Origin of the sequence: Parapedobacter koreensis, from assembly GCF_900109365.1 — a bacterium.
GTDB lineage: Bacteria > Bacteroidota > Bacteroidia > Sphingobacteriales > Sphingobacteriaceae > Parapedobacter > Parapedobacter koreensis.
This window is the reverse complement of record NZ_FNZR01000007.1, coordinates 51,540-72,121: the sequence shown is the minus strand read 5'-3', so window position 1 is coordinate 72,121 and position 20,582 is coordinate 51,540. Positions and strand designations below refer to the sequence as shown.

Here is a 20,582-nt window from a genome sequence, read left to right as displayed (position 1 = left end):
GTCTTCTATAGAAGCCACGCGGCGTCTTCACCGCCATCAAATTCGTGAAGCGTCACAGTGACGTGTTCCTTTAGGATAGTGGATAATTTTAATCCGGAAAAATCGCTGAAAATTGGGAATTTATGGTGGCTTCGATCAATCAATACTACTGTTCGCATCTTTTTGAGCGGTACATCAAAGAAGACACCCATACCATAGGCTAGCGTGCGGCCGCTGTTTAGCACGTCATCTACCAAAATAACAACCTTGTTTTTTGCCTGTTCAATAGGGATATCCGTTTGCGCAGCCAACGTGCTGCTCGTCTTATCCAATGTAACTTTGATGAGTTGGATATGAAGTGCGGAGATTTGTTCGAGTAATGCCTTAAGCCGTTGCGCAAATACATAACCACGGTCTGCTATACCCACCAGCACCAGGGAATCCTCTTCAAAATTGTCTTCAAGTAGTTGATAAGCAATACGGATAGTTTTTTTTTGTATTTGCTCTTGGTTGAGAATCAAAACTTTTTTTTCAGACATATGCTGGTTTTTACAGTGAAATAGCCCGGTAAAAATAGGGAATATTCATGAGGGCTTCAAACTGAAAGACGCTAAAAAAGCGGATTACTCATGCAAATAAAAAATCCGTACATAAAAGTGTGTGTACGGATGTTATAAATACGGTTTTTAAGGAATTAGCAATTGAGTATCGCGAGGTGCTTTTAGTTTATGGTCGGCTGCTGCGTGTCTCCCCCTTCAGAAGTTGGTTCAGCTGCTGCCGTAAGCATCCTGCCGCCATTATAATAGTAGCGTTTCCAATAGGCCTCATTCAGATCACTTATCATTACGCCGCGACTAGATGAAGCGTGGGCAAATTTATCATTGCCGATATATACACCGACGTGGGTGATGCTGCGGCTCCTTATTTTAAAAAATACCAGATCCCCCGGCTTCAATTCTTCCTTTCGGATGGGATCTACTTGCGTGTAGATGTTGCGGCTATTATGACCTAACGTGGTATTGAAAACCTTGTCATAAAGCTCATAAGCAAATTTAGAGCAATCAACACCCTTTTTTGTTTTACCACCCAAGCGGTAGGGGGTGCCTATCCATTCATAGATAAATTGGTATAGTTTTGTATTGGTCGTCGCCGAAACAGCTACACCCATTATTTGGGAGAAATAATCTTTCGCTAAGTTATCCGGATCCGACGGGTTTGCTACCGGCTGTTCGGTTAAGGTCTGTGCTTGCGATACGGCAAATAAGCAAGCAAATAGCATACAAGCTACTAATGTTTTTTTCTTCATTAAACTGCCTTTTTCTTAAACATGCAGACGTTGATTGTTCATCTTGGCACTGTACATTATGCCCGATGGTTCGCAAAGCTATGGTAAAAATTTCATTCGAGCAAGAGAAAAAATAAGATCTATGAATTTGTTTTAGATTTCTTAAAAAATGTAGGATTTTTAAAAAAATGACTTTTTTCTTGATAATTTGAAAATAAAGATTTTCCTTTGTCACGGAAATTATAAAACAATAATGAGATATACCGCGATTACGACATCCACGACCACTACCGGGGGGAAAACCCGGGGGAAGTGATTGCATGTGGTAATTGTTAGCCAATAAAGACATGAAGCGCCTTCCTCGAATACAGGGAGGCGCTTTTAATTTTAAGGGTTTTGAACGTACAAATTACTTATTAAAAAACAGCAGGTATTTTGCTTAAGCTGGCAATGAAATGAAGATACTTAAGTTTGGTGGTACATCCGTTGGTGCTGTTGATGGCATCCGAGCAGTACTCGAAATCGTGCGGAAATCCCATGAATCAGGCGAACGCCCATTAGTTGTGTTGTCAGCAATGGGCGGGATAACCAACCTGCTGACGCACCTGGCGACGGAGGCAGCCGAGGGCGGGAATTTTATCCAGGGATTACAGGAGATGGAAACACGCCATTTTGCGGTAGTCAAGCAGTTGATTGCGGTAAAGTCCCAAAATCCGGTATTCACCAAATTAAAGATTTATTTCAATGAACTGGAAGATCTTCTGCAAGGCATTTACAACCTCCGTGAGCTGAGTTTACAAAGTAAAGACCTAATATTGAGTTACGGTGAGCGGTGTTCAGCGTTTTTGGTCAGCAAAGTTGCCGAACAATATTTTCCCGAATCGCTGTTCGTAGATGCGACACAACTTATCCAGACGGACAGCCACTTTGGAAGCGCACATGTAGACCAAGTGCTATCTGAACAGCTTATACAGGCATTTGTTGCCGCAAATCCCGGTAAATTGCTCTTCGTGACCGGCTTTATTGCATCCAGTGAAAAAGGCAGGGTCACCACATTGGGTAGGGGGGGCAGCGATTACACCGCTGCCATTATCGGCGCGGCACTTGGCGCTGAAACTATCGAAATTTGGACCGACGTGGATGGCATGCTTACTGCTGATCCGCGCATCGTAAAAAAAGCTTTTTCGCTACCCATACTTTCCTATACCGAGGCCATGGAGTTATCCTATTTCGGTGCCAAGGTCATTTACCCGCCCACGATGATTCCAGCCTTCCTGAAGAAGATTCCCATTGTTATCCGCAATACATTCAATCCGGATTTTGCCGGTACGACCATCCAGCACGACAGTGGCAATACGGCATTGCCGATTAAAGGCATATCTTCCATTTCTGCCATTAGTGTCATCAATTTGGTAGGCAGCGGCATGATAGGCCGGGCGGGCTTCAGCGGGCGGCTATTTACGTTGCTGGCCAAGGAGCAGATCAATGTGGTGCTGATTACCCAATCATCATCCGAACACAGCATTACGTTTGCTGTACATCCGGCCGACGCGCAGCGTGCCGAATGGTTGATTTGCAGTGAGTTTGAGTTGGAATTAAAGGCCAACAAGCTATCGGCACCCGAGATTGAAGATGGTTTGTCCATACTGGCCATCGTTGGCGAAAACATGAAACATACCCCCGGTATGTCCGGCCGGCTTTTCCACGCGCTGGGTCGAAACGGTATTAATGTCCGGGCAATTGCCCAGGGCTCCTCCGAGTACAACATCTCAGTAATCATCAGCCAATCCGACCTTGCCAAAGCATTGAATGCCGTGCACGACGCTTTCTTTGCGCAATTGAATAAAACATTGCATGTTTTCAATGTCGGCACAGGAAACATTGGTTCCACTTTATTCCGGCAGATTCAAGAGCAGTATGGATTTCTGTTGGATAATAATGACATCGAGGTAAAAATAGTGGGGCTTAGCAATTCGCGCACAATGCTTTTCGACAGCGAGGGCATAAGCCTGGCAGAATGGAAAGAACAATTGCAAAATGCTGGTGAACAGGCTGATTTGGAGTTATTTGTGGCCAGGATGAAGCAAATGAACCTGCCAAATTGTGTGTTTATAGACAATACGGCAAGTGAGCAACCTGTCCGCTATTACGAGACCATATTCCAATCCAACATTTCCATCGTCACCTGCAACAAGATAGCCAATTCAGGCAGGTATAGCCAATATCGGATATTAAAGGATACCGCCCGTAGACATGGTGTGGATTTTTTTTATGAAACCAATGTCGGAGCGGGTTTGCCCATTGTTCGGGTACTGCGGGATTTAATGATGAGCGGTGATCGCATTGTGCGCATCGAAGCCATATTGTCAGGCACGATATCATACATCTTTAATAATTTCGCAGGTACGGTATCGTTCCACGATGTAGTGAAAACTGCGCAGCAATTGGGATATACAGAACCTGACCCGCGTGATGATCTTAAAGGTACAGATTTCATGCGTAAAATGTTGATACTGGCGAGGGATGCAGGGTATGCGCTTGAACCCGAAGATGTCCAATTAGGGGCTATACTGCCAGACGCTTGCATTCAAGCGGCTTCCGTGGACGAATTCTACCGCGAATTGAAAGCGGCAGATGAGCATTTTGGCAACCTGAGGGCGAAGGCTCTGCGAGAAAATAAAGTACTTCGCTACATTGGTAAACTGGAAAACGGACAGGTATCGATAGCATTGGAACTGGTCGATGCGAATCATCCATTTTTTGCACTGTCGGGAAGTGACAACATCATTTCCTTCACCACAGAAAGGTATAAGGATCGACCGCTTGTGGTAAAGGGCCCCGGAGCTGGGTCGGAAGTCACCGCAGCGGGGGTTTTTGCCGATTTGGTAAATGTGGGAGCATGAGTTTGCAGCAAGACGTTAAACGTAAATGATATCCTTATAAAGAAATGAAGACAGTCTCCATGGAACGGGATACCGTGCATGTGTTTGCACCGGCTACGGTAGCCAATATGGTTTGCGGATTTGATGTGCTGGGCTTTGCCTTGTACGATCCCGGTGATGAGGTGATTATACGGAGGGTTGAGGAGCCAGGTGTACGTTTGGTAAATATCACCGGTGACGATGGCCGATTACCCCGTCAAGTATCAAAGAATACAGTAAGCGCCAGTGTAGTGTCTTTTCTTCAACACATCGGGCGGACAAACATCGGTATAGACATGGAATTGCACAAGCGCATGCCGATTGGCAGCGGCCTAGGTTCGAGTGCGGCAAGCACTGTAGCGGGACTATATGCGATTAACACCCTGTTGGGCAGTCCCCTCTCGCGGCGGGAATTATTGCCTTTTGCCATGCAAGGCGAGGAGTTGGCCTGCGGCCATGGCCACGCAGACAATGTGGCACCCGCGTTATTGGGCGGCATTACGTTGATTAGGGGATATGACCCGGTAGACGTGGTGGCACTCCCAGTCCCTCCGGCATTGCATGCTTCGGTAGTATTCCCTCATGTTGATGTGCCCACGCGTGATGCACGCCAAATGATACGGACGAAAGTGGCCCTTAAAGACGCCGTGACACAGTGGGGCAATATTGCAGGATTGGTGGCCGGACTCTTTACCGACGACTACGCACTCATCGGGCGTAGCATGCAAGACGTACTCATTGAGCCTACGCGGGCTATCCTTATACCTGAATTTTATGAGATGCGCCGGTTGGCCATGGAAGCTGGGGCATTGAGCTTTGGCATTTCCGGGTCGGGGCCATCCGTATTCGCTTTTGCGCGGAGCGCGGAACAGGCAACATACGTCACGTCAATTATTCAGACTCATTTGACCGAGCAAGGTATTGGGAGCAACGGCTATGTATCGGGAATAAACATGGAAGGGCCAAGAGAACTAAGGGATTAAAAACATGCAATTATATAGCACAAACAACCGCGATCTACGCGTATCGTTCAAAGAGGCGGTTTTCAATAGCCTTCCAGTGGACAAGGGACTGTATATGCCCGAGGCGATTCCACAGTTAGGCGCTTACTTCATTAAAAATCTTCAGCAATATTCATTGCAGGATATTGCCTTTACTGTAGCCAAAGCATTGGTTGGTGATGACATTCCTGAAGCCGAGCTACGTAAGATCGTCGAAGATGCGATTGACTTCGAGGCACCCGTCCGCCCCTTGGATAGTGGCTTAGCCGTACTGGAATTGTTCCACGGCCCCTCTTTGGCCTTCAAGGATTTCGGTGCCCGTTTCATGAGCAGGGTAATGGCCTTTCTTTCGGCTGATGACGATCGCATATTGGATGTATTGGTAGCTACATCAGGCGACACGGGGGGAGCTGTAGCGTTAGGATTTCTGGGTGTACCGGGTACGCGGGTTACCATACTCTATCCAAAAGGAAAGGTAAGCCCCGTGCAGGAACTACAGTTGACGACTAATGGGCAAAACATCAGGGCTATCGAAGTAGATGGGACCTTCGACGATTGCCAAGCATTGGTCAAAGAGGCATTCAACGATCCATCGTTGAAATCGACACTTCGACTTACGTCAGCCAATTCCATCAATATTGCACGGCTTATCCCACAAACGTTTTACTATTTCCATGCCTATGCCCAGCTGTTGACGCAAGGCATTAAAGATGTGGTGTTTTCTGTGCCCAGTGGCAACTTTGGCAATATTGGCGCAGGCTTGTTGGCTTACAAGATGGGATTGCCTGTCAAGCGGTTTATTGCGGCTACTAACGTGAATGATACCGTCCCACGTTTTCTTGATACAGGTTGTTACGAGCCACAGCCATCCATTCAGACGTTGGCCAATGCAATGGACGTGGGCAACCCGAGCAATTGGGTGCGTATTATGGACTTATTTGGGCACGATAACCAAATGTTAAAACAAGTGGTCACTTCGTACGCTTTTACAGACACGGACACCCGATTGGCTATCCAGGCGATTTTTGATCGCTATCATTACGTCGCTTGCCCACATACTGCTATTGCTTGGCTGGCTGCCGAAGCCTATTGCCAGCAGTTTCCAGGTGAATACGCGGCCATCTTTCTATCCACGGCACATCCTTGCAAATTTCCCGAAGTGTTTCCCCAGGAGATTGCAGCCCGGATTGTCGTACCGCGTCAGGTTCAGCTATTGGAAGGAAGGCACAAGGAGGTGGTGGAATTGGATGTCGATTTTAAAGCGTTCAAAAGTTACTTGCTATCGAATCCTTGATGCATTACCATTCAAACTTCATCCAGGCATCTTCGTCACGTCCGAAAACGAAATATTTCGGGTAGCAGATTTCAGCCAGTATTTCAGTATCATCGGCGATTAGCGCTCCCGGCCGGCGCAGATAATCGCGGTGATGAATGATGTATACATTGTTGTTGGCTATGGCATTTACAGATGCCCATATGGAGTCAGAAAAAACCTTCGGCAATTCATCCAACAATTGCGACATGGGTTTGTCATTGATGATAATGATTACATCTGGATTCCATGTCACTAATGGCGTGTCTGTATGATAGTTGATACCGCCAGCAGTTTGAATGAGATTAGCCAGGTATTCGTCGGTTGCCACCTGCATAGGCGATACGTCATGGAGTATAAGTACCTTGGGCTTATTCTCGTCGGCGATAAATTTGAGTTTGTGAATAATAATATTGATGCGATCTTCGAGGCTCTCCGCCAGTTGATTGGCGGGTTGTTGTGCATTCAGGACATCACCAATGGTACGTATAGCGGAGAAGACGGCTTGGGGTGTGTTGGCACGAACAAGTTCGTCATATAGAGGAGCTTGTTCAAGCAAGGGAATACAAGCAACGTCAAGTTGCAGCGCTTCCAAGACACTGTGCAGCGATAAAAATGGGCTTTGCATGGAAGCAAAGGTAAGCAAGTCGCCACACTATCGCCATATCAATACCTTAAAAACATTCACATCCGGCAAAGAAATGAATGAAGCATTCAACTGTATGCGCTCTTGGATGACTTCTCTACCTGCTTGCCCAGCCACCAATAGCAAGGCTACAAAAAAGGGAATCACCAGTAGTAGAAAGGGCGAAATGTTGCCAATAAACTTTTTCATTTTCTTTTATGTTTGCAAGATTATACCATCACACCTGTCAAATACACGATACAAAGAAACCAATTCCTGTTTTTCGATAAAAAAGTTTTAGACCAACGGTCGGATTTTGTAGACCAACGGAATCAAGGCATTCGTCCTTTGGAATGGGGTGTTGGCCGATGCAAGCAGGGTGTTTGTCTATCTGTGTGGTGATATTGACAGGCTTACCTTATATTTGCGATTATGCTTAAAAATAGAGCTATTCTGATCCATGGGCTCGTTTGGGTGGTCACATTGGTCGTATTGTTTTTTATCAGTGCTAGGGAACACCCCGAGGAAACAGCTATTTTGATCTTGTTGTACGGTGCATTAAACATGGTTATCTTTTACGTCCACTACTTCTTTGTCAATCCGCTTTTTATAGGAGGCAATCACTATGGGCGTGCAGCATTTTATATCCTTATTATCCTATTGGTATCGATAACCCTGAAATACGCCATTGCCCTGCATTATGAAGATGTTATTTTGAAATACCGGAATCAAAAAAACGAAGAACAATTACTGACACCCGTACAATATACGGTAGCAGCATTAATTACTGGGTTGTTTTTCATGTTATTGAGTACGGCAGTGTTCATCATTTCTTCCAATTTCAAGCATCGGGAGCACCGTAAGAGTCTGGAAAACGAAAAACTCAATGCCGAATTAGCCTTTCTGAAATCACAAATCAATCCCCATTTTCTGTTCAATTCATTGAATAATATCTATTCCCTTGCTTACCAGAAGTCAGACAAAACCCCTGAAGCCATCCTCAAACTATCCGAAATCATGCGATACATGCTTTATGAAAGTAATGAGGAGACCGTATTATTGGAAGAAGAGATCAACTACCTGAAAAACTACATCGAACTGCAGAAGCTGCGGTTCAAAGAAAATGTTTATGTAGAGCTCCATGTAGCTATGGATGAAACCGACCATCGCATCATGCCATTGTTATTGATTTCATTTCTCGAAAATGCGTTTAAACATGGCGTGTCCACCGATGCCAATAAACCCATCCGTATCGATATCGAAGTGCACAATGGTCGCCTGCATTTCAAGGCTGAAAATGCCAAAAGCCAGCTCAACAAGGATCAAACCAAAGGTGTCGGGCTCACTAATCTGAAGCGTAGGCTCCAGCTGGGATATCCCGGCAGGCATACCATCAACATTATTGAGTCAGACACGTATTACAGTAGCGAACTTTTCATATATTTATAATCCCAAAATGATTGCCCCATGGTAAGATGTATAGCCGTAGACGACGAGCCGCTGGCACTGGACATCATCTCGGATTATGTAGCCAAAGTGCCCGAACTGACGCTGGTAGCCAGCACCACCAATGCGATTGAAGCACTCACCCTGGTACAGAATGGTGAAGTAGATCTGGTATTTTTGGATGTGCAGATGCCGGAATTGACAGGTATACAATTTCTTAAAATTATTAATGGCAAATGCGATGTCATCCTCACCACAGCCTATCCGCAATATGCATTGGATGGCTATGACCTCAACGTAGTGGATTATCTGTTAAAACCCATTGCCTTTGATCGATTCTATCGTTCGGTGCAGAAAATACTTAATAATAAACCAGCCAAGGTACAACAACCGGTAATGCCAGCTATGCCAAACGATGCGGTAGATTTTATCTTCGTCAAGACCGAACATAAAATCCAACGTGTCGATCTTGAGGACATTCTATATATAGAAGGACTAAAAGACTATATTTCCATTTATACACCCGATGAACGTATCGTGACGCTCCAAAACATGAAAAAAATGGAGGATATCCTGCCCGCCAACCGTTTTGTGCGTGTTCACCGCTCGTACATCGTGGCGCTTGATAAGATAGCCAGCATTGAGCGAGGTCGCATTTTCATTGAAGGCAAGATCATTCCGGTAGGTGATACTTATCGCGATACTTTTTATAAGTATATTGGTGATAAAAATAGTTGATACCGTTCTTCAGCAGTTGATGAGCTATCGATAAAAATTGTATTTATATTCAGTTTTTATAACTTGCATATAAATACAATTTTAGCTAAGTTTGCACCCCGTTCGGGATGTAGCGTAGCCAGGTATCGCGCCAGCATGGGGTGCTGGAGGTCGTGGGTTCGAATCCCGCCATCCCGACCAACTAAAATGAAGTTCCTGCGAAAGCAGGGAGACATTCCAATAAAAAGGGCCGCCAAGTTTGCTTGAGCGGCCCTTTTTATTGGAATGTTTAGGCACGTAGTGCTAGCTATTTTGGTTGAGACCTCACCCCGACAGGGATGGCTGCGGCCATTGCGTGCGGGTCTGCGGGACGCAGTCAATCCCGCCAACAAGAGTGTCATTTGGAATCAAAACCCTATAAATTAATCATTTATGGTTTTTTTGCCCTGTATCAGATCGTAAACCATGCTCTGAAAGTCCTAGCCAAATCCGCAGCCATACATTCTCCACCACGGTTACGCTGGAATACGGCTACCTATCGAAACGGTGAGCTACATGCTCGGACACGGCAGCGTCCGGACAATGCAGATTTATTCCAAAGTAAAAGTCAAAAAAGTAGCCAACGATATGAAAGCCCCGAAGGGGAAGACGCATCCCCGGGATTTACAGGCGGCGAGGTAGTAGTATATTTTTGAGTAGTACCTAAAAATCTCCCCTTAGTTTTTACCTTTTTGGGCCCACTTTTTGCTGACGATTTACATAATTGTATTATTCCCTCGGCGAAGGAACGTTTGGAAAAGTTCAGGAATACGGACGAATAATGATATTGAAAGAAAGGATCGGCCATAGCTACCTGAAATACCTGCTTACCGGGGTCTTTTCAGCCCTGCTGGTTATGGGGTATGCGCAGGAAGAAGGAGAACAGCAGCGACAACCCAGTGAGCGACGGGACGAAAGGCAACCTACGCTTATGGATTCCATCGATGTCGTACGTGATTACCGGCCGATGCTGGCCGATGCCGTAAAGATCCGCCGAAGCCCGGATATGCGTATCGACCGGGAAGCGCTTGAGATTGAGCTGCGCCAGATCGCCGCTGCTACGTATTTTACAAAGAACGAATTCAAACAAGCTTATTACGGTAGATTGCTGGCACGGCATCCGGACGCTTCACGCAGCAATATCGATAATTACCGGATTGGCTTCCTGGCCTACCAAGCAGGCGAATACGAAAGAGCGACTTCTATTCTGGAGAAGTTGGCGACTTCGGACGTCTTTTATCAGAGCTCGATAATTGCTTTAGGCCATATTGCCCTGGAAACCGGTGATAAACAAGGTGCGCGGAATGCGTTTGTCAAAGCGTCAAGACTGAATTTCGACCAGGCATTGAAAGCGGATGGGCTGTTTAACTATGCTAAAATCTTGTATGAATTGGATTCCCCCCAAGTTGCCCTGGAAGTCGCCAAAGAATATTTCACTAAGGAATATGCTGATCCTGACGCTAAAAAAACAGAGAATGCGGAAACACTATTGACCGAAGTCTTGTTGGGCACGAGCAATTTCCACGCAGGGGTAAATATGCTGGAATCGTTCAACAACAGGGACTGGGAAGCCGATAGGACCTATCAAAAAGTAACGTATTACCGCGGATTGGAGTTTTATAACGAGCGCGCTTTCGAAAACAGCATATCCATGTTCATGCGATCGGAAAAATTCCCGATCGATGCGGAAATGGCGGCGTTGGCCACGTATTGGAAAGCGGAGGCGATGTATGAAGTGCGCAAGTACAGGGAGGCGGTGGAAAACTTTTCCCGGTTCCTCCGGTTGCCTGTCGCACGAAACACCGATGTGTACAGTTATGCGAACTATGGCCTGGCGTATGCGGCGTTCCGCAACAACAGCTTTGGTATGGCTGCCGATTATTTTGAACGCTTTTTGGCTACCGAGGGAAGTTCGATGGAGGAAAATGTACGTTATGACGTGATCGCACGTTTGGGCGACTCGTATTTGTCCATACGCAATTACGACAGGGCCAACCAATACTATGACCAGCTGATCAACAGTAAAGCTTTCAATCAGGATTATGCATTATTCCAGCGCGGTATTATCCAGGGATTGCAGGGCGATAATGAAACCAAGCTCAGTACTCTGCGTTCGGTTATTGCGCAGTTCCCCGGTTCAAACTATGCCGATGACGTGGCGTTTGAAATCCCGTACACGTATTTCACTACGGATGATTACGATACGGCCATCCAAGGGCTGCAACAAATGATCGAGCAATACCCTCGCAGCAGCTATGTCCCCCGGGCGTTGATGACCATCGGGCTTGTCCAGTACAATAAAGATGATACCGGAGCGGCGAAGGCGACATTCCAGAAGGTGGTAGCGGAGCATGCCACAACCGATGAAGCGCGGCAAGCGCTCCGTTCCATTGAAAACATCTATTTGGACAGGGGAGATGCTTCAGGATATATCAACTACGCTACCAGTACCAATATCGCCGATTTGAGTATCGCCGAACAGGACAACCTCACTTTCCGGGCTGCCCATACCTTGTTTGCCAGGGGGGACTACGGACCTGCCGTGGAAGCGATCAACGCATATTTTGATAAATTTCCGAAACCCGTACAGGAAAAACATGCCCGTTATATCCGCGGGGTGAGTTTGTACCGCGCCGGGCACCCGAGGGAAGCGCTGCATGACCTGAACATCATCCTGAACGACTGGACGAGCGAGTATACGGAGAATACCTTGCTGACGGCGGCCGCATTGTACCTGAGCCTGGAAGAATACAACGAGGCCATCGTGCACCTCAAAAAACTGGAGCTTACTTCAGAATATAAAAAAAACTATGGCTATGCGGTAACTAACCTGATGATTTGTTATTTCGAAATCGGTGACTTGGAGCAGGTGGCCAAGTATGCGAAGTTGATAAAGAATTACGATCGGTCATCTGAGGAGGACATTGCCAAGGCACACTTGTACGGTGCGCGGGCCATGCTGCGGGAAGGGAACGTGGAGCCCGCCATGAAGGAACTGAATCTGGCGGCGCTGAGGAGCCAAACTGCAGTCGGCGCAGAGGCACGGTACCGCGTGGGGCAACTGCAGTATGAAGACAAGGAATACGACAAAGCCCAGGAAACGGCCTTTGATGTGATCAACAACATGGGGTCATATGATTATTGGGTGGCCAAGAGCTTCATCCTGCTTGCGGATGCTTATGCGGGCAAAGGCGATGACTTCCAGGCGAAGAGCACGTTGGAAAGTGTGATTGAAAATTATGAAGAAGATGATGACGTCATCCCTTCAGCAAAAGAACGGTTACAGAAATTGAATAATGAGTAACAGGAATTGACAGTCGAACAAATGATTTAAAGGCTACTTTTTTGCTATATTTATCTTCTATGATAAAACTGCAATTCATTAGAATATAAAAACTGTCAGAAATCTTTTAGGTGATTCTTGGAGATTGGAAACTTGTAGAGAAGATTACTACGGGTTTCATCGTTGATGCAAAATAACATCATTACAAATTATTCTTTCCATTTTTATCAATAAAATCCCCGATTACTTTCAAAATTTCCCGTAGGTGTTCTAATAGATTCTCATCGCCCCGACTGTTAAAGAAAGCCTTTGGCAGTAGCCAGAGGTTTTTGCTTTAGGGCGAAACAAGCTTACTGGCGCGACAAACGAAAACAGCACATCAGATTGGTTACACACGTCACATTCCAAAATAAAATTCAGACTATCGGATTTGCAAGCTGTCCTTTTGGGCTTGTTGTGCATTACCTCAACGTCCAATCCACTTAATTTTTGAAATTGTCGATAACCCCCATTGTTCTGAATAAACCAAGCCAGTTTCTTAGCATCGATTGCTATAAAATCATTTTTTGAAAAAACGAGCCTTTTTACTGATGGTATTACTAAGGCGATCTTACCTAATTTTAATAGTTCTGAACGTACCACAAATTTTTTGAGCTGAATGCAGCTATTTTTAACACAAATCCTCTTATACGCCAAATCCTTCAAATCTTTCAAAAATGATTCGAACTTTGTATAAAATCATGGTTGCAGGCACATTAAACAAATACCGTTCACAGCTTTACATTATTGGAAATGGTTTTGATTTGTATCACGGTATAGCTTCAACATATAGGACTTTTGAAAAGTATGTAGCGAAAAACAATCAAGCCCTATATAAACACCTACGTAAATACTTTGATTACAATTTTCTATGGTGTCAGTTTGAATCAACACTTGCTGAAATTGATATGGAATTAGTTAAAGAAGAATGCAGAAAATATATTGCGAATCTGGATTCAGATGATTTGATAAAACGTGGTTGGCATGCATACGCTGAAGAAATATGCCAACGGCTTGACTTGGTTACCGTTGAGCTCCGGGAAGCTTTCTTAAATTGGATTTTGGACTTAAAAATTCCTGATTGTCCAACAGTTAAGTTGCTCAATCTAAATAGTAGGGGGTTATTTCTTAATTTTAATTACACAGCAACGCTACAGAAATTATACTGCATAAAACCTGAAAATATCAACTACATCCATAAGCAGGCAATCGATATCTGTTCAGAAATTGTACTAGGCCACGGTGTAGATCCCAATAAGAGATTTAAACATTGTAATGCCTATAATGAATACAGCTATTATTACTTTTATGAATTGGGAAATGAAGAAATTGACGAGTATTATTACAAAACATTTAAACCTACAGCGCAGATAATAAAAGAACAGGAAGATTACTTTTCTACTTTAAAGAATATTTGTGAAGTGTTTGTCTTGGGACATTCCTTATCATTTGTTGACCAGCCATATTTTGAAAAAATTGCCAGCTCAATATGCAAAAATTCATTTTGGACAGTTAGTTATCATAACTTCGAGGATATAGCTAAGCATAAATCTTTTCTAAACAAGATAGGAATTGCTGATGATAATTTAAGTCTTATTCGGCTTAAAAATATGAAAAAAAACTACTTACAAGGAAATCCCACTCTCCGAAGCACGTGTACTTTATAAAAAATTGGTGAACATTGCGGCTATCTTATCAGAGTTTTAGTTGTAAATGGTTGCTTTTGTCAACTATTTAATGCAGTTTTGCCTTGTGAAGGAAAAAATTAAACAAGTAAGGTTATTCAATCGGTTCTATACCGCACAGCTTGGTCTCCTTGATGACCATTTCCTCGAAAGCCCCTATTCACTCTCCGAGGTACGCGTGCTTTACGAAGTCGGAACACATTGTACCGTCACGGCACAAGCATTAAGTGAATCACTCCAATTGGATAAAGGCTACTTGAGTAGAATGTTGAAAATGTACGAACGCGATGGGATTGTCCTAAAAACGCCGTCTGATACCGACCGTAGAGCATTCCATATTCGGCTGACAGATACGGGCAAGGCACTGCTGGCGGCACTCCAGACTAAACAGGATGAACGAATTGAGCAATTTATCAATTCGCTCAAGCCGGAAGAATCCGAGCGATTGGTGGGTGCGATGCAAACGATAGAATTGCTCTTGTCCTCGCGCTATGATAGTCAAGCGCTTGCCGAGCAGGTGGTTTTTCGGGATGAATTGTGTCCAGGAGACATCGGATATCTAATTTACCTACATGGCAAACTTTATGCGCAGGAGTCCGGCTATTCCCAATCGTTTGAGGGTTACGTAATCAAGACGTTCCAAGAGTTTCTTGAACAATACGACCCCGATAAAAATAAGATCTGGCTGGCCGTATATCGTGGCGAAATCGTTGGTTGCATTGCCATCGTTGAGCGGCCGCATAATGAGGCCCAATTACGTTGGTTCCTTGTGCATCCTATTTTTCGAGGCACAGGCATCGGTAGAAAATTATTGGAGATGGCGCTAGCGTATTGCAGGAGCAAACAATATAACCGGGTATACCTGTTGACTACAGACGTTCAACAACGCGCGATTGCTATGTATAAGCGGGTAGGTTTTCAGCCAACGGCTGCAGTAGAGGTAGAGCAGTGGGGCAAGGTGCTTTATGAAGAACGATACGATTTGATACTTTAGGTGTTTGAATAAACAAAGCAAAAGGAATGGAGTCTACAGGAGGCAACTTTCTTAAAATAGTTGATCTATTCGAAGATAAATGATACTTTTGCTCCGCGATTTGCCTGAGGCTAGTTTGCAAGCTTGTGAATAGCACAAATATAATGTAACGGGGTGTAGCGCAGCCCGGTAGCGCGCTTCGTTCGGGACGAAGAGGCCGTGGGTTCGAATCCCGCCACCCCGACACAGCAAATGGAAGCTCTTGCATCAGCAAGGGCTTTTTTTGTTTGAAGCTGGCCAAACTTGTTTGTGCGAGTGAGAAGACAAAAAAAGCCACAAGCATGTTGTGCCAGCTTCCATTTAGCTGAGCCCCCCTCACAGGATGGCTGCGGTAATTGGGTGTGGGGCCTGCGGAGCGCGGCCAATCCCGCCCCCCCGACCTGATGGGGGATCATCTAAAAAATCTGAGGGCTGCCCCAAAAGATCAGCTCTTTTTCTTTGACTATCTGTGAGTTATACCTGAGTTTTGGATTAACCCAGGTTGTTCTAAATATACCCTCTTTAAACGTGGAACCCTGTTTGAATACCTGTTTCAGGATAGCTTGCTGTTTGACAACCTATACAAGTTAAAAAAACCTTGAAAAATTTGTGAAACCAAATAATTGCATATATATTTGCAACTATATGTTTGCATAATGAAAACAAGACGAGATATTTTTCAAGCAATTGCAGACCCGACAAGACGGGGAATTGTCGCCTTAATTGCATTACAAGCAATGACACCAAATGCCATTGCCGAACACTTTGATACAACCCGACAAGCTGTATCTAAACATCTACGCATTTTGACAGCGTGCGAACTGATAAAACAGGAACGCAAAGGCAGGGAAATCTATTACCAACTTGAAATTGACAAAATGAAAGAAATAGATAAATGGTTAGACCAGTTCCGCAAAATTTGGGAAGACCGCTTTGATAACCTGGATAAATTATTACTAACACTAAAAAATAAGTAAAATGAACCCGACATTATTATTTGACTTCACCGTCAACAAAGAAAACAACACCATTCACATTACCCGTGAATTTGCCGCCAACCTTGAATTGGTTTGGCAGGCGTGGACAACACCTGAACTGCTCGATCAGTGGTGGGGACCGCAACCGTGGAGGGCCGAAACCACGACGATGGATTTCCGTGAAGGCGGTTTTTGGCATTACGCAATGGTAAGTCCCGAAGGTGAAAAACATTGGGCAAAAACCAATTTCATTGCTATCGTGAAAGAGAAATCTTTTGCCTCAAAAGGTGGATTTAGTGATGAAAACGGCACGATGAACCCTGCGCTTCCTCAAAATCTATGGGAGAACAACTTTACCCCGAAAAATAATAAAGTACAGGTGGATATGCTGCTGACTTACGATACGCTTGACGACCTCGAAAAAGAGCTGGCGATGGGCTTTAAAGAAGGCATGACCATCGATTTCCAGCAACTGGACGAATTGTTATTGACCTTTCAAAAGTAAAGGAGCTTGTCTTATTGCAGGCTGGAAGTCATTGTAAAGTGGTACTATCAAAATTTTATAAAGAAGAAATGGGAAAAATAATTGACAGAAATACAGCAGAACATTACTCATGGGGTGACCATTGCGACAGTTGGGTATTAGTTGATACAGCAGGATTATCCGTTAAACAAGAGCGTATGCCAAGTGGTACAAGAGAGCAATTACATTTTCATACGAACGCCCAGCAATTTTTCTTTATACTCAGCGGGACAGCGACTTTTTATTTAGCGGGAAACAGGATAATTGTAGCAGAACAAAAAGGAATATTAGTTCGACCAGAAACCAAACATTATATCGCAAACGAGACAGCCGAACAACTTGACTTTCTGGTAATTTCACAGCCTACCACGAATAACGACAGAATAATAATTGAAGGATGATATGATTATTCCGAGTAAGACCGGCAGAAAACAATTTTATTGAAATCCATATTGACAAACCTTATGAAATTCATCTCGTAGCGTTTCAAAATCAACAAGACTTTGAGCGTTTTTTGAAAGACGAAGAGCGAAAAAGGTTTTTACATTTGAAAGAACAGTCAATAAAGGCATCAATATTAATACAGGGGACAGCGCTTACGGGTTTTAAATGACTCCACTGGACAATATCGATATCGTTGTACAATACCTCGATGACGCTATCGCTTTTTTCACACAGCCGCCTCGAACTTTCACGATTTCCCACTCCACCGGTTATATCAGACAAAAGAGCTGCTCCCGTGAACGCCCTCGGTTATCTTTGTGTCATGTTCGTCGTTGAAGACATTGACGAAATGGTATCCAAACTCACCGGGCTGGGGGCTCGGTTCGTTGGAGAAGTGGTTCGGTATCTGCTGGCTGGCAGTCGTGTTTTTTGGTACGGCTGAAACGTCTTGACCATCCTTTGGAGGTGGTTGGTGCATATTCGACAATTGCGGGGTTAAATGCGATAAGTATTGATGCCTGATTACTATTGCGATGGATTTTTTCCTATCTTTAGCGCGAATGAACGCCATCGCTCAACCAATATAGCCGCTAATAAGCTGGGGAAGACAATACAGTTTTAGCAACACGCCAATGAGTACGGTTAAGTTACAAAAAACGCTCACACCTTTTGCGCTTTGGGCGTTAGGGGTAGGTTATGTGATCTCCGGCATGTATTTCGGCTGGAACCTCGGTTTGGAGAAAGGAGGAACTTTGGGCATGGGCATTGCCACGGTGGTGGTGATGGCGATGTATGTCACCTTCACGTTTAGCTATTCGGAGTTGGCTTGCGCGATTCCGAAAGCGGGTGGCGTGTTTGATTACGCTGAGCGTGCACTGGGCAAGGATGCTGCTTTTATAGCGGGTATTGCCCAGACCGTGGAATTCGTCTTTGCGCCTCCGGCGATCGCCTTTGCCATCGGCGCTTATTTCAATGCATTTTTTCCAGATATCCCGGTCATCACCAGTGCCGTGGTGGCATATCTCCTTTTCACGGGCCTGAATATCATTGGTATAAAAGCTGCTGCTACATTCGAAATGGTCATTACCGTATTGGCTGTGGGTGAGTTGTTGCTATTCGTAGGCGTCGTGTCACCCCATTTCGAGGCCGCAAACCTGGTGAGCAATGCTTTTCCCAATGGATGGGGCGGAGCTTTTGCAGCTATCCCGTTTGCCATTTGGTTTTTCTTGGGTATTGAAGGGATAGCCAACGTAGCCGAGGAGACCAAAAACCCGCAGCGCGACATCAAAAAAGGCTTTGGATGGGCGATATTTACGTTGGCGGTACTTTGCGTACTGGTTTTCATGTCAGCCGTGGGGGTAGCCGGGTGGGAGGCGATCGTCTACCAGCAGGGAAACGGGGGCGACACGTCCGATTCGCCTCTGCCGCTGGCACTCTCCAGGGTGACCGGCGACAACCACATCCTGTATCACCTCCTTATCACCGTGGGCCTTTTCGGGCTGGTGGCTTCGTTCCATGGCCTCATTCTGGCTGCGGGACGCTCTACCTATGAAATGGGAAAAGCCCGTCATTTTCCGTCTTTCCTGGGCTTGGTATCGCCCCGATTCCGCACGCCGGTATATGCGCTCCTTGCAAATACCCTGCTCGGGTTGTTGGCGCTATTTTCCGGGCGCACGGGAGAAATCATCACCTTATCGGTATTCGGGGCGCTCACCCTCTATGTAATCGCCATGGTGACCCTTATCAAGCTCCGAAATAAGGAACCCGAATTGCATCGGCCATTCCGAGTACCATTGTACCCTGCCTTCCCTGTGATCGTCATCGTTGTGGGTAGCATATCGCTGGTATCCATGCTGGTGTACAACTGGGGCATCGGACTGATTTATTTTTTGGTACTTTTGATATCCTTTTGCTTGTTTAAATTTTTCAGAAAATGACTATGCAGCAAGTGCTCGACTATGTAAAAAGCCACCCCGCGGCCAAGGTAAAATTAGCGGCGGCAGATATCGATGGTGTGCTGAGGGGCAAGTACATCTCGCTGGATAAATTCAATGCCGTGGCAGACGGGCACCTGGGCTTCTGCGATGTGGTATTCGGTTGGGATGCCAATGACTTGGCCTATGACAATGCATCGTTTACGGGATGGCATACCGGTTATCCCGATATGCCTTTGCGTTTAGATCTGGGCACGTTCCGTAAAATACCATGGGAAGATGGTGTACCCTTTTTCTTAGGGGAGTTTATAAGCACTGACGGTACCCCTGCACCAGTATGCCCTCGGCAATTACTGCGCAGCGTGGTCGACCAATGCAAGCAGGAGGGCTTTACGCCGTTCGTCTCGCAAGAGTTCGAGTGGTTCAACTTTTCGGAAACACCGGATAGCCTGCACCAAAAGGGCTTTCGGCAACTGGAACCGATGACTCCCGGGATGTTCGGTTATTCCATCTTGCGGAGTACGCTGAAAAATGCGTTCATCACGGATTTATTTCAATTGCTCACCCAATTCGGCATACCCATTGAGGGCTTACATACCGAGACCGGTCCGGGTGTTTACGAGGCGGCCATTGCCTACGCGGGCGCGCTGGAAGCAGCGGATCGGGCCATTCTATTCAAAACGGCGGTGAAGGAAATTGCCTACAAACACGGTATCATCGCTTCGTTCATGGCCAAATGGAACGAACAATTGCCGGGGTGCAGCGGCCATGTGCATCAAAGCCTGTGGGACGAAAATGCCCAGCACAACCTGTTTTTTGACGGGAATGACCCGCGAAACATCAGCCCGCTGATGGAACATTATATCGCAGGTCAACTGCATTGCCTTCCCCACTTGCTGCCCATGTATGCCCCTACCGTCAACAGCTATAAACGGCTGGTAGAAGGCGCATGGGCACCTACCACCTTGACTTGGGGGCTGGACAACCGGACGGTGGCGCTGCGCGTCATAGCGGGTGGCGCGAAATCCACGCGGCTGGAGACCCGTGTGGTGGGCGCCGATACCAATCCGTACTTGGCGATAGCGGCTTGCCTTGCGTCCGGCCTTTACGGTATCAGGCATGGTCTTGATCTCCAGCAGCCTGCTACGGTAGGCAATGGTTACCTCGACGATTCCAACGGCAGGTTACCGGCTAACTTATGGGAGGCTACCCAACAGATGAAACGGTCTGAGCTTGCCAGGGAATTGCTTGGCGAAGCCTTTGTTACCCATTTTTGCAGCACCCGTGAATGGGAATGGCAACAGTTTTCCAAGGCGGTGACCGATTGGGAGCTGAAACGATATTTTGAGATTATTTAATG

18 protein-coding genes and 2 tRNA genes are annotated in these 20,582 nt (G+C 45.7%); 15 read left to right on the top strand and 5 right to left on the bottom strand.

What is annotated here, in order from left to right; translation table 11 throughout:
* Positions 1-5: 5 nt before the first annotated feature.
* Both BMW65_RS16420 and BMW65_RS16415 read right to left on the bottom strand, forming a co-directional pair.
* A complete protein-coding gene (locus BMW65_RS16420; protein ID WP_090607016.1) occupies positions 6-518 on the bottom strand; it encodes a phosphoribosyltransferase family protein in 513 nt (170 codons plus the stop codon).
* A gap of 182 nt (positions 519-700) precedes the next feature.
* Positions 701-1,285 carry a C40 family peptidase gene (locus BMW65_RS16415; protein ID WP_090607014.1) on the bottom strand — a complete coding sequence of 195 codons (585 nt, stop codon included), beginning with the start codon at positions 1,283-1,285 and terminating at the stop codon, positions 701-703.
* A 434-nt stretch (positions 1,286-1,719) separates the two neighbouring features.
* On the opposite strand from BMW65_RS16415, the gene thrA reads away from it, so the two are divergent.
* Genes thrA through thrC form a run of 3 tightly spaced genes read left to right on the top strand, consistent with a single transcriptional unit; the run spans position 1,720 to position 6,480 of the window.
* The gene (gene thrA / locus BMW65_RS16410) at positions 1,720-4,167 is read left to right on the top strand and encodes a bifunctional aspartate kinase/homoserine dehydrogenase I (protein WP_090607012.1); all 2,448 of its coding nucleotides are present in this window, start codon (positions 1,720-1,722) and stop codon (positions 4,165-4,167) included.
* Positions 4,168-4,211: 44 nt separating this feature from the next.
* On the top strand, positions 4,212-5,168 hold the full coding sequence (locus BMW65_RS16405) for a homoserine kinase (protein WP_245747667.1): 957 nt from the start codon (positions 4,212-4,214) through the stop codon (positions 5,166-5,168).
* A gap of 4 nt (positions 5,169-5,172) precedes the next feature.
* Entirely contained in the window at positions 5,173-6,480 is a 1,308-nt protein-coding gene (gene thrC / locus BMW65_RS16400) for a threonine synthase (protein WP_090607009.1), read from the top strand.
* Between the two features lie 4 nt (positions 6,481-6,484).
* On the opposite strand, the gene BMW65_RS16395 is transcribed toward thrC, so the two are convergent.
* Positions 6,485-7,126, bottom strand: coding sequence for an ABC transporter substrate-binding protein (locus BMW65_RS16395; protein WP_090607008.1), 642 nt, complete (start codon positions 7,124-7,126; stop codon positions 6,485-6,487).
* Between the two features lie 27 nt (positions 7,127-7,153).
* On the bottom strand, positions 7,154-7,333 hold the full coding sequence (locus BMW65_RS16390) for a hypothetical protein (RefSeq protein WP_090607007.1): 180 nt from the start codon (positions 7,331-7,333) through the stop codon (positions 7,154-7,156).
* Positions 7,334-7,555: 222 nt separating this feature from the next.
* On the opposite strand from BMW65_RS16390, the gene BMW65_RS16385 reads away from it, so the two are divergent.
* The 4 genes from BMW65_RS16385 to BMW65_RS16365 all read left to right on the top strand — a co-directional run bounded on the left by BMW65_RS16385 (position 7,556) and on the right by BMW65_RS16365 (position 12,629).
* The gene (locus BMW65_RS16385) at positions 7,556-8,572 is read left to right on the top strand and encodes a sensor histidine kinase (protein WP_090607006.1); all 1,017 of its coding nucleotides are present in this window, start codon (positions 7,556-7,558) and stop codon (positions 8,570-8,572) included.
* 18 nt (positions 8,573-8,590) lie between these two features.
* Positions 8,591-9,307, top strand: coding sequence for a LytR/AlgR family response regulator transcription factor (locus tag BMW65_RS16380; RefSeq protein ID WP_090607005.1), 717 nt, complete (start codon positions 8,591-8,593; stop codon positions 9,305-9,307).
* Between the two features lie 103 nt (positions 9,308-9,410).
* Positions 9,411-9,487, top strand: a tRNA-Pro gene (locus tag BMW65_RS16375).
* A gap of 619 nt (positions 9,488-10,106) precedes the next feature.
* The gene (locus tag BMW65_RS16365; protein WP_090607003.1) at positions 10,107-12,629 is read left to right on the top strand and encodes a tetratricopeptide repeat protein; all 2,523 of its coding nucleotides are present in this window, start codon (positions 10,107-10,109) and stop codon (positions 12,627-12,629) included.
* 249 nt (positions 12,630-12,878) lie between these two features.
* Here the strand turns inward: BMW65_RS16365 and BMW65_RS16360 are convergent, their stop codons facing one another.
* On the bottom strand, positions 12,879-13,322 hold the full coding sequence (locus BMW65_RS16360) for a hypothetical protein (protein WP_090607002.1): 444 nt from the start codon (positions 13,320-13,322) through the stop codon (positions 12,879-12,881).
* Between the two features lie 2 nt (positions 13,323-13,324).
* Here BMW65_RS16360 and BMW65_RS16355 point away from each other — a divergent pair, with 2 nt between their 5' ends.
* The 8 genes from BMW65_RS16355 to BMW65_RS16315 all read left to right on the top strand — a co-directional run bounded on the left by BMW65_RS16355 (position 13,325) and on the right by BMW65_RS16315 (position 20,580).
* Entirely contained in the window at positions 13,325-14,314 is a 990-nt protein-coding gene (locus BMW65_RS16355) for a bacteriophage abortive infection AbiH family protein (RefSeq protein WP_090607000.1), read from the top strand.
* Positions 14,315-14,399: 85 nt separating this feature from the next.
* Positions 14,400-15,326, top strand: a complete 927-nt coding sequence (locus tag BMW65_RS16350; RefSeq protein WP_090607327.1) for a bifunctional helix-turn-helix transcriptional regulator/GNAT family N-acetyltransferase — start codon at positions 14,400-14,402, stop codon at positions 15,324-15,326.
* A 149-nt stretch (positions 15,327-15,475) separates the two neighbouring features.
* Positions 15,476-15,549: transfer RNA gene (locus BMW65_RS16345), tRNA-Pro, on the top strand.
* A gap of 451 nt (positions 15,550-16,000) precedes the next feature.
* Positions 16,001-16,321 (top strand): ArsR/SmtB family transcription factor, encoded by a 321-nt coding sequence (locus BMW65_RS16340; protein WP_090606999.1) that lies wholly within the window; start codon positions 16,001-16,003, stop codon positions 16,319-16,321.
* Between the two features lies 1 nt (position 16,322).
* Complete coding sequence (locus BMW65_RS16335) at positions 16,323-16,826, top strand: SRPBCC family protein (protein ID WP_090606997.1); 504 nt, start codon at positions 16,323-16,325, stop codon at positions 16,824-16,826.
* Positions 16,827-16,894: 68 nt separating this feature from the next.
* Entirely contained in the window at positions 16,895-17,245 is a 351-nt protein-coding gene (locus BMW65_RS16330) for a cupin domain-containing protein (RefSeq protein ID WP_090606996.1), read from the top strand.
* A gap of 675 nt (positions 17,246-17,920) precedes the next feature.
* Complete coding sequence (gene eat, locus BMW65_RS16320) at positions 17,921-19,225, top strand: ethanolamine permease (protein ID WP_090606994.1); 1,305 nt, start codon at positions 17,921-17,923, stop codon at positions 19,223-19,225.
* Positions 19,222-20,580: a glutamine synthetase family protein gene (locus BMW65_RS16315; RefSeq protein ID WP_090606993.1), complete on the top strand. Its 1,359-nt coding sequence runs from the start codon at positions 19,222-19,224 to the stop codon at positions 20,578-20,580. Before eat ends, BMW65_RS16315 begins: the two co-directional genes overlap by 4 nt.
* Positions 20,581-20,582 lie beyond the last annotated feature (2 nt).